Source organism: Rhodopseudomonas sp. G2_2311, assembly GCF_047501505.1.
GTDB classification, from domain to species: Bacteria; Pseudomonadota; Alphaproteobacteria; order Rhizobiales; family Xanthobacteraceae; genus Rhodopseudomonas; species Rhodopseudomonas palustris_H.
Genome location: NZ_JAZDRK010000018.1, coordinates 95,208 through 108,293, shown reverse-complemented (window position 1 = coordinate 108,293; position 13,086 = coordinate 95,208). Strand labels below are relative to the sequence as shown.

The window sequence follows — 13,086 nt, the reverse complement described above, 5'->3', positions numbered from 1 at the left end:
GCTGTATTGTCCCGCCCGTTCCGCCCCGGGGTATCGATGCGTTTCGTCAAGTTTGGATTGGTAGCACTCGCGATCGTCGCGATTTCATTCACGGTCACGCTGAAGGCGTTCGACTGGCTGGCGCCCCGCGCCATCTCGCCGCCCAGCCTGCAGGCGCTGCCACCCTTGCCGCCGATCCGGCAGTCCACCGTGGTGGTGCCGGTGTCGGTGCCGCTCGGTACCATCCGTGATTTGGTCGACGCGGTCGCGCCGCGCACCTTCTCCGGCAAAGCCAACAATCCGCTGTCGCAATATGTGCAGAACGCCGACATCCAATGGACCGCGACGCGCGGCACCGTGACGGTGCGCGGCGCCAAGGATCAGCTCACCATCACCTCGCCGCTCACCGGCACGGTGAATGCCAAGGGCTCGCTCTCCGCCAACACCCAGTCCAAGGTCGACGAGACGCTCGGCCGGCTGCTCGGCAACAAGATGGCCAAGCAGATCGGCGTCAACATCAAGTCGTTCAACGCCAACGGCGAGATCAAGGGCACCATCGCGATCAGCGCGCGGCCGCAGGTGCTGCCGAACTGGCATGTCGATCCGCATCTCGATGCTGAAGTGGCGCTGTCGGATTCCGGCGTCTCGGTCGGCGGCGTCCGCATCGACGTGCCGCAGCAGGTCAAGCCGGTGATCGACAAGGCGATCGCCGATCAGCTCGGCGTGCTGGAGCGCCAGATCCGCGACGACGGCGCGCTGGAGCGCAGCGCGCGGCGCGAATGGGATCGGCTGTGCCGCTCGGTGCCGCTGCAGGGCGCCGGCATTCCCAACGGCTTCTTCCTGGAAATTCGGCCGACCCGGGCGCTCGCAGCCCAGCCGCAGGTCGATGCCGCAGCCGCCACGCTGACGCTCGGCATCGTCGCCGACACCCGTATCACCGCCGGTCCGACCAAGCCGCAATGCCCGTTCCCACCGGCGCTACAGATGGTCGCGCCGGACAACGCCGGGGTCAAAGTCGCGGTGCCGATCGACATCCCGTTCCAGGAGCTCGACCGCATTCTGGAGGCGCAGTTCGTCGGCAAGACCTTCCCGGAGGGCGACAGCCGCGCCGCGATCACGGTGAAGCGCGCCAAGCTCGCCGCCAGCGGCGACCGGCTGCTGATCTCGCTGCTGGTCGATGCCAAGGAGAACCGCAGCTTCTTCGGCTTCGGCACCGAGGCAACGCTGCACATCTGGGGCCGCCCGACGCTCGATCAGGAAGACCAGACGCTGCGGCTATCGGATATCAAGCTCGCGGTCGAATCCGAAGCCGCGTTCGGCCTGCTCGGCGACACCGCCCGCGCCGCGGTGCCCTATCTGGAGAAAGCGATCGCCGACAAGGCGGTGATCGACCTGAAGCCGGAGTCGACCAACATCCAGCGCCGGGTCGGCAATATGATCGCGACCTATCAGCGCAACGAGGACGGTCTTCGCATTTCCTCGGAGATCTCCAGCCTGCGGCTGTCGGACCTGGTGTTCGACTCCAACATGCTGCGGATCACCGCCGAGGCCAACGGCATCCTCGAAGTCAAGGTGACCCGGCTCAAGCCGCCGGAGCTACCGCAAATCCCGCGCTGATCCGTTTCATCACAAAACACACAAACGCCGCCGGCAAAACCGGCGGCGTTTGCGTGACGGGACCTAAGGTCCGCGTCGCTTACTTGGAGTACTTGAACTCCGGCATCGACTTCAGCTGATCCTTGGTGGCGTTCAGCACCGCGTGGTCCGGATACCAGCGATCAGCGTTGTTCGCGCTCGAGGAGCTGCTCGAGGTCGCCGCACCGGTGGTGGTGCCGGCGGCCGGAGAAGCCGTCGAAGTGCCCGAGCCAGCCGGAGTGGTCTGGCTGTTCATCGCGGTGTTCGACGACACCGGGGTGTTGACCCACTGCAGCTTGTCGAACGTCACCGCAACGTCACGCTGGCCGACGCCGAGGAAGCCGCCGACGCCGATCACGACGCCCTGGATACGGCCCTGATTGTCGATCAGCAATTCGCTGATGTCGCCGAGCTTCTCGTTGCCCTGGTTGTACACGTTGACGCCGATCAGCTTGGACGCACGCCACTGACCCATGTGCTGCTGCGAATCGGACGCCGCAGCGGACGACTTCGACATCGTGCTGCTGTTGTCGGCCGGCGCCGGATTCTGCGCGTAGGCGGCGGACGCGAGGAGCGTGGTCCCCAGCAGACCGGCGATGATCGTCTTGGCTTTCATTGGCTTGCCCTCTTCCTTGTGAATGGTGCCTACAAAACCGCGGACTTCACTCAGCGTTCCCGCAATCGAACTTTTTTTAGCGCCTTGCGGCGCACCAAATGATTAGTCCGCAAGAGCACTCACGAGTTCCGATGAGTTCCGTCGGTTCCGCGGCAACGCTTGATCACCGCGTCAGACATTCACCAACGAAAAGAGCGCATCCCCTTGCGCCCAAGCTGAAGGGAATGCGCTCGAACCGACGGCGTCACACAGTCGGATGACGAAGCAGAGACGATCAGGTCTGGTAGTTGATCAAGAGCGCGGTGAACGAGCCAGATGAAGCCGCCGAGCCGCTGGCGCTGTAGGCGTTGGCGGTCGACGATTGCTGATCTTGCAGCAGTTGCAGAAACTGCTTCAGAATGTCGCTGATGTCGGACGATGACGACGAATCCGTCGAGGTGCTGGACGACGACGCGCTGCTGCCGTCATCGGGCGGCGGCGGACCGCCGGCACCGCCGCCCGGAGGCGGCCCGCCGGCGAAGGTGTTCTTGAACACGTTCTGCAGCTCGGTGGCCTGATCGGTGGTCAGCTTGCCGCTCGAGACTTCGCCGGCGATCAGGTCGTCGATCTTGGATTTCAGGTCGGTGGGACGGGAGTCCGAGCTGCTGCTGGAGCGGCTGCTCTGCAGCGACGAGTCGATGTCTTGCAGCGCCGACGACAGCGCGTCGGCGTCGCTGGATTTCACGGTACCGGACGAGACTTCCGACGCGAGCTCCTTCTGCAGGAGTTGCAGCGGTGAGAGATAGCTGCTGCCGCCCGCGGCAGCGGAGGAAATGGCGGTCATGGGGCAGGCTCCGGGTTTGGATCGAAGCCGACGCTATGGTTAATCGATTAACAACACCTTCGCCAAATCCTTGAGTTAGTTGCCGGTTTTTGCCGGGCGGCAGGTAGAAACAATCGGAAACAAGATTCTCTGCTACAGTCCCGGCAAAACATCGCAAAACCCCTGCCATGAGCACCGCACCACCATCGATTCTCGTCGTCGAAGACGACCGCGAGACCCGCGCGCTGATCGCCAAATATCTCCGCGCCAACAATTGCAACGTCGCCACCGCCGCGGACGGCCGCGAGATGGAGCGCTGGATCGCCGATCATCGCGTCGATCTGGTCGTGCTCGACGTCATGCTGCCGGGCGAGGACGGGCTCAGCCTGTGCCGGAAAATCCGCGCCAATTCGGCGCTGCCGATCATCATGCTGACCGCACGCGGCGATGACGTCGATCGCATCCTCGGCCTGGAAATGGGCGCCGACGATTACTTGCCGAAGCCGTTCAACCCGCGCGAACTGCTGGCGCGGATCCGCTCGGTGCTGCGCCGGCAGGCGAGCGCGGTCACCGCCAGCGCTACAGCCGGCGCCACCACGCTCGGCTTCCTCGGCTGGCGGATGGACTGCCGGCGCCGCGAATTGCGCAATCCCGAGGGCGCGCTGGTGGCGATGACCAGCGCCGAATTCGACCTGCTGCAGGCGCTGTGCGAACGCGCCGGCCGGGTGCTGTCGCGTGAGGCGCTGCTCGATCTCACCCACGGCCGCAACGTCGGCGCGTTCGAGCGCTCGATCGACGTGCTGATCAGCCGCATCCGCCGCAAGATCGAACCCGATCCGCGCGAAGCCACGCTGATCAAGACGGTGCGGGCCGGCGGCTACGTGTTCACGCCGGAGGTCGAGACCGCATGAGCCTGCGCACGCGGCTGGCGGCGCTCGGCTTCGGCCTGAAGCCGGAGGGCATCCGCGGCCAGATCGCGATCCTGGTGCTGGCGTCGATCATTGCCAGCCACATCATCATCGCAGTGGCGTTCTTCGCCAACCGGCCCGACATGCCGCGACCGCCGCAGCAACCGGAGCCGCATCAGCTCTACGAATTCGCCGAACTGATCGGGCGCACCCCGGCGGCGGATCGCCCGCAGCTGATAACCACCATTGCGGCCGCCTTCCCGGAACTCGAACTCGCCGGCACCGCGGCCGTGGCCCGCCCGCATGACGGCGCCTGGCCGCCGCACCAGATCGACTATCTGCGACGGCATCTCGGGCCGGACTATCGGGTCGACCTCGCGGGCGGCGACCGGATCGTCATCACCCTGCCCGAAGGTGACGCGATCAGCGCGCGACTGCCGCCGGAGCGGCGCCGGCCGGTGCTCGGCAATCCGTGGATGGCGTCGCTGCTGATCGGCGTGGTCAGCCTCGCGCTGCTCGGGCTGTGGGCTGCGCGGACACTGGCGGCGCCGCTGTCGGCCTTTGCCACGGCGGCCGAGACCTTCAGCCTGGATAGTTCGGACGCGCCGCTGCCGGAGCGCGGGCCGGCCGAGATCCGCTCACTGGCGCGGGCGCTGAACCGGATGCGCGAGCGCATCACCACGCTGATCGAGGACCGCACCCGGATGCTGGCGGCGATCAGCCACGATCTGCGCACGCCGATCACCCGGATGCGGCTGCGCGCCGAATTCATCGAGGACGATCACCAGCGCACCCAGACGCTGCACGATCTCGACCAGATGGGCGCGATGCTGACCGCGGTGCTGACCTTCCTGCGCGACGGCGCCACCCGCGACGCGCCGACCCTGATCGACCTTGCCAGCGCAATGCAGCTAATCACCGATCAGTTCGCCGACATCGGCGCCAAGGTCGCGTATCAGGGCCCCGAGCACGCGATGGCAATGGCGCGGCCCGGCGACCTGCATCGCGCGGTCACCAACCTGGTCGAAAATGCCGTGCGGTTCGGCACCGAGGTGACGATCCGGCTGGCGCTGCATCAGGACGAGATCGTCATTGAGGTGGAAGACGACGGCCCGGGCATTGCCGACGCCGACAAGGACAGCGTGATGCAGCCGTTCGTGCGCGGCGACGACGCCCGCAACATGGACGACAGCTCCTCGTTCGGCCTCGGCCTGTCGATCGCCCGCGCCATCGCGCGCGGCCACGGCGGCGAACTGTCGCTGCACACCCGCACGCCGCACGGCCTGATCGCGCGCATCACCCTGCCCCGCCAGGCCCCCAGCCGCACGGCCTGACCAGCGGGACGTATCAGCGCGGCGGAGTAATCGTCGGCGCCGGGCTCGGCGGCGCGCCGGGCTTGCGCTGGTGGATCACCGCGAGGTCGTCGGCATAGACCTTCTGCCAGCCCTCGGTACGGTTGAGCAGCTTTGCGGCGGGGCTGCTCGGGATCAGCAGCGTCGCATCGACGGCGTAAGCATCGAGCAGGCGGAACAGTTTGTCGGGCGCGCGCAGCCGGACCGCGTCGTCGTGATCGACCACCAGCGTCTCGCCGAACAGTTCGGTGCGGCCGTCGATGAAGGTCGGCACGCCGTTCGCGATCAGATAGCCGCCGAAATTGTAGTCGTTGAACACCCGCTTGGCCCCGAGCCGCTTCAGCTCGGCGACCGCGGCCTGCGGCGCGAACAGCGAGCGCGGCGCGAAGCTGTGCCACGTCGCAAACGCCAGCGTGCCGCCGACCGCCAGCGCCAGCAGCGCGGCAGTCAAGCCGCGCGCCGACGGCGCTCCCTGAGCCGGCGCAGCGACGCCGCATTGCGCGGCCAGCGGCGCGGCGAGCACCAGCGGCGCCAGTAGCGCCAAGAGTTCGAGATTGCGGCTGTGGGCCAGCGCCATGTGGATCAGGCCGAGCAGGATCAAGATGCGCACCGGCGGCAGCGTCACGCCGCGCAGCAGCGCCAGGCCGAGGCCGCCCAGCAAGGTGATCTCGAGCACGCCGATCTTGGAGAAATCCTCCGGCGCCCATTCCCCGATCCGGCTCAGCGCCTCGCCAAGCGACAAGATCTTGCGCGATGCCAGGATCGAGTCCCAGCCATAGGGCGTCAGGCATCCGGCGGCGAGCGCGAGCCCCCCAAACAGCGCCCAGCGCAGCAGCAACGCGACACGGCGCGGCCGCTCCGCGGACAGCACCGCATCGAGCGCGAACGGCGCCATCAGCGCGATGCCGAACACGAAGCCGCCGTGCAGATTGGCCCACAGCGTGATCAGCGGCAGCGTCCACAATGACGGCACGCCGCGGCGGTCCGCGGCGCCGACCAATGCGCCAACCCAGGCCAGCATCACTGGCATTGCTAGGACGTGCGGCCGTGCCAACATGTGCGGGGCGGTCAGGGCCAGGGCGGCGGCGGCGAAGATCACGGTGGCGGTGTCGTTCAGCCGGGCGCCGAGCAGCCGCGCCAGCAGATAGAAGGTGCCGCCGAGCGCGGCCGCCGTCAGCACCACCGGCCCGGCCCAGCCGGTAAGCTGATAGCTCGCCGCGAACGCGACCTGCGCCAGCCACTGCGTCGAGATCCACGGCTGGCCCGCCATCGTGAACGAGTAGCTGTCGGTCCACGGCACCGCGCGGTGGTCGATGATCCACTGCCCGATCGTCACCTGCCACAGCGTATCGGGATCGTTGAGCAGCCGGTCGCCGGAGATCAGCAGCAGCACATAGACGCCGAGCCCGATCGCCAGCGGCCACAGCCGCGGCCTGGCGAGGCTGATCTGGTTGGCGGCGGCGACGGTGATGGTCATGCAGCGCGGCTCGCTTGCAGGTTGCGGCTGCGGCGATCCAACACGCCGGCGGATAATTTGGCGTAAACCGGAACATGCACCGCGGAGCGGCGCGCGGGCGGCGAGGAACCCGGCGTGCTGCGCGGCTTTGCCCACCAGCATCGCACCAAAGGCACGTTGACACGGCAGGGCATCGGCCTACATTGAGCCCGTTCCGAGGGGGGCTCCGACGAGGAGCTGAGATACCGCACGCTCGCCGCTTCGATTCGCGAGGCACAGAGACCGCGGTGACCCTTTGAACCTGATCCGGGTCATGCCGGCGAAGGGACAGGGATGCATCAGACAGTCGAAGGCCGCGGCGGGGCCGAATCCGCCAATCTTTCCGCGTTAGCTTCCGTTGCTTCGGCTTCCGTTGCTTCGGCTTCGGTCGCTTCGGCGTCGGCTGCTTCGGCGTTGACCGCCGCGGCGCTGCGCAGCGAGAAGCCGGACCTGCGCAAGGACGCGCCGGTGTCGGTGATCGGCGCCGGCATCGCCGGCGCCTGGCAGGCGCTGCTGCTGGCGCGCGCCGGCCGCAAGGTCAGTCTGTACGAGCGCGGCGACAACGAGATGACACAGGCCACCAGCCATTGGGCGGGCGGCATGCTGGCGCCGTATTGCGAGGCCGAGGGCGCCGAGCCGATGGTCAGCCAGATCGGGATGCGCTCGCTGGAGATGTGGCGCAAGGAATTCCCGGACGCGGTGTTCAACGGCTCGCTGGTGGTGGCGCATCCGCGCGACCGCGCCGACTTCGAGCGCTTCGCCAAGATGACCACCGGCCATCAGCGCGTCGACGCCGACGGCATCGCCGAGCTGGAGCCGGCGCTGGCCGGCCGGTTCCGCGAGGGCCTTTTCTTCCCGGACGAAGGCCATGTCGAGCCGCGGCTGGTGCTGGCGCGCCTGCACGAGCGGCTGATCGAGGCCGGAGGTACCATCCATTTCGAATCGGAAATGACGCCGGAGGATCTCGACGGCCTGGTGATCGATTGCCGCGGCCTCGCGGCCCGCGACAAGGCGCCCGAGCTGCGCGGCGTCAAGGGCGAGATGGTGGTGATCAAGACCGCCGAGGTGCAGCTGTCGCGCCCAGTGCGGCTGATGCACCCGCGCTGGCCGCTCTACGTCATCCCGCGCCAGAACAATCACTTCATGCTGGGCGCCACCACCGTCGAGAGCGAAGACGAGCTGGTGATGGTGCGCTCGGCGCTGGAACTGCTCAGCGCGGCTTACGCGGTGCATCCGGCGTTCGGCGAAGCCCATATCGTCGAACTCGGCGCCGGGCTTCGCCCCGCCTTCCCCGACAACCTGCCGCGGATCGCCATCGGCAACCGCCGCGTCGCCACCAACGGCCTGTATCGTCACGGCTTCCTGATGGCGCCGTCGCTGGCCGAGAAGGTGGTGGCCTATGTCGAGCGCGGCGAGATCGACAATCAGGTGATGCGATGCTTGTGACCATCAACGGCGAACAGCGCGAGATCCAGTCCGCCAGCGTCGCGGCGCTGATGACCGAGCTCGACTGCACCGGCGGCCACTTCGCCGTCGCGCTCAACTACGACGTCGTCCCCCGCGGCAAATGGGACGAAACCCCCGTCACCGCCGGCGACGAAATCGAGATCCTGACCCCGCGGCAGGGGGGATGAGGATGGCCGCGCCCCGGACATCACCGTCCTTCAATCGGGGTGATGCACCGCGCACGCCCCACACCCCCCCGTCATCGCCCGGCTCGTGCGGGCGACCCAGTATTGCAGAGCGCCGGCGTTCAGCCGCGAACGCTCTGGAATACTGGATCCCCGCCTTCGCGGGGATGACGCCTGTGGTGGGGATGAGGATGGCGGTGATACACGCTACGCGCCGCAACGCCCAATCTCCCCTCCCCCTTGCGGGGAGGGGTCGGGGGTGGGGGTCCCCGGGCACTGAGTGCGCGTCGCCCTCACCCCAGCCCTCTCCCGCGAGCGGGAGAGGGAGCGAGGCGCAGCGGACTGATCAAAGCGCGGAGCGACATGCATGGTGAAATTCTACGACCGCGAATTCGGCTCCCGCCTCTTGATCGGCAGCGCGCTGTATCCGTCGCCGGCGATCATGCAGGACTCGATCCGCGAGTCCGGCGCCGAGATCGTCACGGTGTCGCTGCGGCGCGAGACCGCGGGCGGCAAGGCCGGCGATCAGTTCTGGTCGCTGATCCGCGAACTCGGAGTCACCGTGCTGCCGAACACCGCCGGCTGCCGCGGCGTGCGCGATGCGGTCACCACCGCCAAGCTGGCGCGCGAGCTGTTCGGCACGAGCTGGATCAAGCTCGAGGTGATCGCCGACAACGACACCCTGCAGCCGGACGTGGTCGGCCTGGTCGAAGCCGCGCAAATCCTGACCAAGGATGGCTTCGAGGTGTTTCCCTATTGCACCGAGGATCTGTCGGTGGCGCTGCGCCTCGTCGAGGCCGGCTGCCGGGTGATCATGCCGTGGGCGGCGCCGATCGGCAGCGCGCGCGGCATCGTCAGTCGCGACGCGCTGAAGCTGCTGCGCGACCGCCTGCCCGATATCACGCTGGTGGTCGACGCCGGCCTCGGCGCGCCGAGCCACGCCGCCGAAGCGATGGAGCTCGGCTACGACGCCGTGCTGCTCAACACCGCGATCGCCAAAGCCGAAGACCCGGTGGCGATGGCGCGCGGCTTCAAGCTCGCGGTCGAAGCCGGCCGCACTGGTTACGAAGCGGGGCTGATGGGCGCCCGCGATTTCGCTTCGCCCTCCACCCCTGTGATCGGGACACCGTTCTGGCATGCCGTATCCTGACCGTTTCTATCCCGTCGTCGACAGCATCGCGTGGGTCAAACGCCTCGCCGCGCTCGGCGTCGGCACCGTGCAGCTCCGCGCCAAGGACCTCGACGACGGCGCCGCGCTGCAGCTCGTCACCGACGCGCTGGCGGCGGTGAAGGACACCAGCGTCAAGCTGATCATCAACGACTACTGGCGCGCCGCGATCGTCGCCGGCGCCCAGCATCTGCATCTCGGCCAGGAAGACCTCGCCGAGGCGGATCTCGCCGAGATCCGTAGCGCCGGGCTGACGCTCGGCCTTTCCACCCACGACGACGCCGAACTCGAAACCGCGCTCGCCGCCGAGCCGGACTACATCGCGCTCGGCCCGATCTTCCCGACCACGCTGAAATCGATGCGGTTTGCCCCGCAGGGCATTCCGAAGATCACCGAATGGAAGAAGCGCGTCGGCAACATCCCGCTGGTCGCGATCGGCGGCATCAAGCTGGAGCAGGCCGAAGAGATCTTCGCCGCCGGCGCCGACTCGATCGCGGTGGTCAGTGACGTGACGCAGAACCCCGATCCAGACGCCCGCGTCCGCGCCTGGCTCGACTTCGTCGCCGAGAAGGCGTGATGACCGCTGCGACGCGCGGCGCCCTCACCCCAGCCCTCTCCCGCACGCGGGAGAGGGAGCAGGCCGTGCGTGAGGCACAGCCGCGACCCGACCGGTGATTCCTCCCTCTCCCGCTTGCGGGAGAGGGTCGGGGTGAGGGCGACACGCACCGTGCCCTCGCCACTCCGACCGACAACACGACCGAACCAAGCGGCCCGAATAACAACCGATAACAAGGAGGATGGCATGAATATCCGCTCCAATCCCGAGACCACCCGCGCTGCCGTCACCACCGGCGCCCTGCCCTCCTCCAAGAAGATCTACGCAACGCCGGCGAGCGCGCCGGATCTGCGCGTGCCGCTGCGCGAGATCATCCTGAGCGAAGGCGCAGGCGAGCCGAACCTGCCGGTGTACGACACCTCCGGCCCCTACACCGACCCGAGCGTGGTCATCGACGTCAACAAGGGTCTGCCGCGCCCGCGCACGCAGTGGGTGATGGAGCGCGGCGGCGTCGAGCAGTATGAAGGCCGCGACATCAAGCCGGAGGACAACGGCAATGTCGGCGCCGCGCATGCGGCGAAAGCCTTCACCGCGCATCACCAGCCGCTGCGCGGCGTCGGCGACGCGCCGATCACCCAATACGAATTCGCCCGCCGCGGCATCATCACCAAGGAGATGATCTACGTCGCCGAGCGCGAGAACCTGGGGCGCAAGCAGCAGCTCGAACGTGCCGAAGCGGCGCTGGCAGACGGTGAGTCGTTCGGCGCCGCAGTGCCGGCGTTCATCACGCCGGAATTCGTCCGCGACGAGATCGCCCGCGGCCGCGCGATCATCCCGGCCAATATCAATCACGGCGAACTCGAGCCGATGATCATCGGCCGCAACTTCCTCACCAAGATCAACGCCAATATCGGCAACTCGGCGGTGACCTCGTCGGTCGAGGAAGAAGTCGACAAGATGGTGTGGGCGATCCGCTGGGGCGCCGACACCGTGATGGACCTCTCCACGGGCCGCAACATCCACACCACCCGCGAATGGATCCTGCGCAACTCGCCCGTCCCGATCGGCACCGTGCCGATCTATCAGGCGCTGGAGAAGTGCGAAGGCGATCCGGTCAAACTGACCTGGGAGCTGTACAAGGACACGCTGATCGAACAGGCCGAACAGGGCGTCGATTACTTCACCATCCACGCCGGCGTGCGGCTGCAATACATCCACCTCACCGCCAGCCGCGTCACCGGCATCGTGTCGCGCGGCGGCTCGATCATGGCGAAGTGGTGCCTGGCGCATCACAAGGAGAGCTTCCTCTACACGCATTTCGACGAGATCTGCGACCTGATGCGCAAATACGACGTGTCGTTCTCGCTCGGCGACGGCCTGCGGCCGGGCTCGATCGCGGACGCCAACGACCGCGCCCAGTTCGCCGAACTGGAGACGCTCGGCGAACTCACCAAGATCGCCTGGGACAAGGGCTGCCAGGTGATGATCGAAGGCCCCGGCCATGTGCCGATGCACAAGATCAAGATCAACATGGACAAGCAGTTGAAAGAGTGCGGCGAGGCGCCGTTCTACACGCTCGGGCCGCTGACCACCGACATCGCGCCGGGCTATGACCACATCACCAGCGGCATCGGCGCCGCGATGATCGGCTGGTTCGGCTGCGCGATGCTGTGCTACGTCACGCCGAAGGAGCATCTCGGCCTGCCCGACCGCAACGACGTCAAGACCGGCGTGATCACCTACAAGATCGCCGCCCACGCCGCCGACCTCGCCAAGGGCCACCCCGCCGCGCAACTGCGCGACGACGCGCTCAGCCGCGCCCGCTTCGAATTCCGCTGGCAGGACCAGTTCAACCTCGGCCTCGATCCGGATACGGCGCAAGCCTTCCACGACGAGACCCTGCCGAAGGACGCCCACAAGGTTGCGCATTTCTGCTCGATGTGCGGCCCGAAGTTCTGCTCGATGAAGATCACCCAGGACGTCCGCGACTACGCTGCGGGATTGGGCGACAACGAGAAAGCCGCCCTCTACCCGGTCGGCCACGCCGGCATGACGATCTCCGGCACCATCGAAGACGGCATGGCCCAGATGAGCGCCAAGTTCAAAGAGATGGGAAGCAGCGTGTATCTCGACGCCGACAAGGTGAAGGAGAGCAACAAGGCGCTGTCGTAAGGGCGGCGCGCTCACCACACCACAAACGTCATGCCCGGGCTCGACCCGGGCATCCATCGGAAAACGAAGCGGCCGGGCGAAAGCTCGGCCGCTTTGTTTGCTGATCGATCTCTAGCAAGCCCGCCAGAGGCTTCCAACCGCAGAGTACCGCAAAGACAGCTCACGCCGGTAGAAAGCTACAACGTCAATAGTGACTTACACGTAGAATTGACAGGCCCGCTTGACATGACGTGCAAGTAGGAAATGATGCACGCATTGATTGGACCGAGAGTAAATGTGAGCCAATGATTAAACCTCAGTATCTTTTCATTCGAATGCTGTTCTGGTTCGCGTCAGTCTTCGCCGCCTTAGTTCCGGTCATTCTCAGCACTGAGAGCCTACCGGACCTTAGAGATAGCGACCACCTAAGGGAGCTTCTTCTAGTAGTCATCCCAGTTGCCGCACTCGGCATCACCTCGACGGTTGACCTACTCTGCACATGCTTCATGAAAATAGACTACGACACAGTCTTTTACTCGATTGCGTCGTCCTCTCTTTTCGTAAGCGGTGCTGTCCTAGCCCTCATAGGGGCCTACCAACTGCCTGACGCCACCTCAATTGAAGGACTTCAGTTCATCGCGTTTATTTCTGTCGTAATCCTAACTACGACGTCTGGCCTCGTGAACGAATATAAAGTCGCTTCGCTACGCCATTTGCTCGACGGCTGCAAAGCAGATTACTGCCGCCTGAGTTCGCAAGACATTGACACTCTACCGCCTGAACCTCATGGGGA

Annotated in this window: 11 protein-coding genes and 1 riboswitch; of the genes, 8 read left to right on the top strand and 3 right to left on the bottom strand. The window is 66.5% G+C overall.

Features of this window, described 5'->3' with window-relative positions; genetic code table 11:
* The first annotated feature begins 36 nt into the window (after positions 1 to 36).
* On the top strand, positions 37 to 1,596 hold the full coding sequence (locus tag VRZ08_RS20145; protein ID WP_414533672.1) for a DUF4403 family protein: 1,560 nt from the start codon (positions 37 to 39) through the stop codon (positions 1,594 to 1,596).
* A 79-nt stretch (positions 1,597 to 1,675) separates the two neighbouring features.
* Here the strand turns inward: VRZ08_RS20145 and VRZ08_RS20140 are convergent, their stop codons facing one another.
* Both VRZ08_RS20140 and VRZ08_RS20135 read right to left on the bottom strand, forming a co-directional pair.
* Positions 1,676 to 2,230, bottom strand: coding sequence for a PRC-barrel domain-containing protein (locus VRZ08_RS20140; RefSeq protein WP_414533670.1), 555 nt, complete (start codon positions 2,228 to 2,230; stop codon positions 1,676 to 1,678).
* A gap of 274 nt (positions 2,231 to 2,504) precedes the next feature.
* Complete coding sequence (locus VRZ08_RS20135) at positions 2,505 to 3,053, bottom strand: hypothetical protein (RefSeq protein WP_263989140.1); 549 nt, start codon at positions 3,051 to 3,053, stop codon at positions 2,505 to 2,507.
* 167 nt (positions 3,054 to 3,220) lie between these two features.
* Between VRZ08_RS20135 and VRZ08_RS20130 the strand changes: the two genes are divergently transcribed.
* On the top strand, positions 3,221 to 3,943 hold the full coding sequence (locus tag VRZ08_RS20130) for a response regulator (protein ID WP_107356369.1): 723 nt from the start codon (positions 3,221 to 3,223) through the stop codon (positions 3,941 to 3,943).
* The gene (locus tag VRZ08_RS20125) at positions 3,940 to 5,274 is read left to right on the top strand and encodes an ATP-binding protein (protein WP_414533669.1); all 1,335 of its coding nucleotides are present in this window, start codon (positions 3,940 to 3,942) and stop codon (positions 5,272 to 5,274) included. Before VRZ08_RS20130 ends, VRZ08_RS20125 begins: the two co-directional genes overlap by 4 nt.
* 13 nt (positions 5,275 to 5,287) lie before the next feature.
* On the opposite strand, the gene VRZ08_RS20120 is transcribed toward VRZ08_RS20125, so the two are convergent.
* The gene (locus VRZ08_RS20120; protein ID WP_414533668.1) at positions 5,288 to 6,769 is read right to left on the bottom strand and encodes a hypothetical protein; all 1,482 of its coding nucleotides are present in this window, start codon (positions 6,767 to 6,769) and stop codon (positions 5,288 to 5,290) included.
* A 186-nt stretch (positions 6,770 to 6,955) separates the two neighbouring features.
* A riboswitch (TPP riboswitch) is annotated at positions 6,956 to 7,094 on the top strand.
* Between VRZ08_RS20120 and VRZ08_RS20115 the strand changes: the two genes are divergently transcribed.
* The 5 genes from VRZ08_RS20115 (at position 7,082) to thiC (ending at position 12,314) form a co-directional block, all read left to right on the top strand.
* The gene (locus VRZ08_RS20115; protein WP_414533667.1) at positions 7,082 to 8,233 is read left to right on the top strand and encodes an FAD-dependent oxidoreductase; all 1,152 of its coding nucleotides are present in this window, start codon (positions 7,082 to 7,084) and stop codon (positions 8,231 to 8,233) included. (Overlaps the previous riboswitch by 13 nt.)
* Complete coding sequence (gene thiS / locus VRZ08_RS20110; protein WP_107356372.1) at positions 8,224 to 8,421, top strand: sulfur carrier protein ThiS; 198 nt, start codon at positions 8,224 to 8,226, stop codon at positions 8,419 to 8,421. Before VRZ08_RS20115 ends, thiS begins: the two co-directional genes overlap by 10 nt.
* A gap of 364 nt (positions 8,422 to 8,785) precedes the next feature.
* A complete protein-coding gene (locus tag VRZ08_RS20105; protein ID WP_414533666.1) occupies positions 8,786 to 9,568 on the top strand; it encodes a thiazole synthase in 783 nt (260 codons plus the stop codon).
* A complete protein-coding gene (locus VRZ08_RS20100; RefSeq protein WP_107345341.1) occupies positions 9,555 to 10,163 on the top strand; it encodes a thiamine phosphate synthase in 609 nt (202 codons plus the stop codon). The genes VRZ08_RS20105 and VRZ08_RS20100 overlap by 14 nt, the downstream gene beginning before the upstream one ends.
* A 225-nt stretch (positions 10,164 to 10,388) precedes the next feature.
* Complete coding sequence (thiC, locus tag VRZ08_RS20095) at positions 10,389 to 12,314, top strand: phosphomethylpyrimidine synthase ThiC (RefSeq protein ID WP_414533665.1); 1,926 nt, start codon at positions 10,389 to 10,391, stop codon at positions 12,312 to 12,314.
* Positions 12,315 to 13,086 lie beyond the last annotated feature (772 nt).

Coding starts and splice junctions, on each gene's coding strand:
- VRZ08_RS20145 (WP_414533672.1), top strand. CDS start 37: ATGCGTTTCGTCAAGTTTGGATTGGTAGCACTCGCGATCGTCGCGATT.
- VRZ08_RS20140 (WP_414533670.1), bottom strand. CDS start 2,230: ATGAAAGCCAAGACGATCATCGCCGGTCTGCTGGGGACCACGCTCCTC.
- VRZ08_RS20135 (WP_263989140.1), bottom strand. CDS start 3,053: ATGACCGCCATTTCCTCCGCTGCCGCGGGCGGCAGCAGCTATCTCTCA.
- VRZ08_RS20130 (WP_107356369.1), top strand. CDS start 3,221: ATGAGCACCGCACCACCATCGATTCTCGTCGTCGAAGACGACCGCGAG.
- VRZ08_RS20125 (WP_414533669.1), top strand. CDS start 3,940: ATGAGCCTGCGCACGCGGCTGGCGGCGCTCGGCTTCGGCCTGAAGCCG.
- VRZ08_RS20120 (WP_414533668.1), bottom strand. CDS start 6,769: ATGACCATCACCGTCGCCGCCGCCAACCAGATCAGCCTCGCCAGGCCG.
- VRZ08_RS20115 (WP_414533667.1), top strand. CDS start 7,082: ATGCATCAGACAGTCGAAGGCCGCGGCGGGGCCGAATCCGCCAATCTT.
- thiS (WP_107356372.1), top strand. CDS start 8,224: ATGCTTGTGACCATCAACGGCGAACAGCGCGAGATCCAGTCCGCCAGC.
- VRZ08_RS20105 (WP_414533666.1), top strand. CDS start 8,786: ATGGTGAAATTCTACGACCGCGAATTCGGCTCCCGCCTCTTGATCGGC.
- VRZ08_RS20100 (WP_107345341.1), top strand. CDS start 9,555: ATGCCGTATCCTGACCGTTTCTATCCCGTCGTCGACAGCATCGCGTGG.
- thiC (WP_414533665.1), top strand. CDS start 10,389: ATGAATATCCGCTCCAATCCCGAGACCACCCGCGCTGCCGTCACCACC.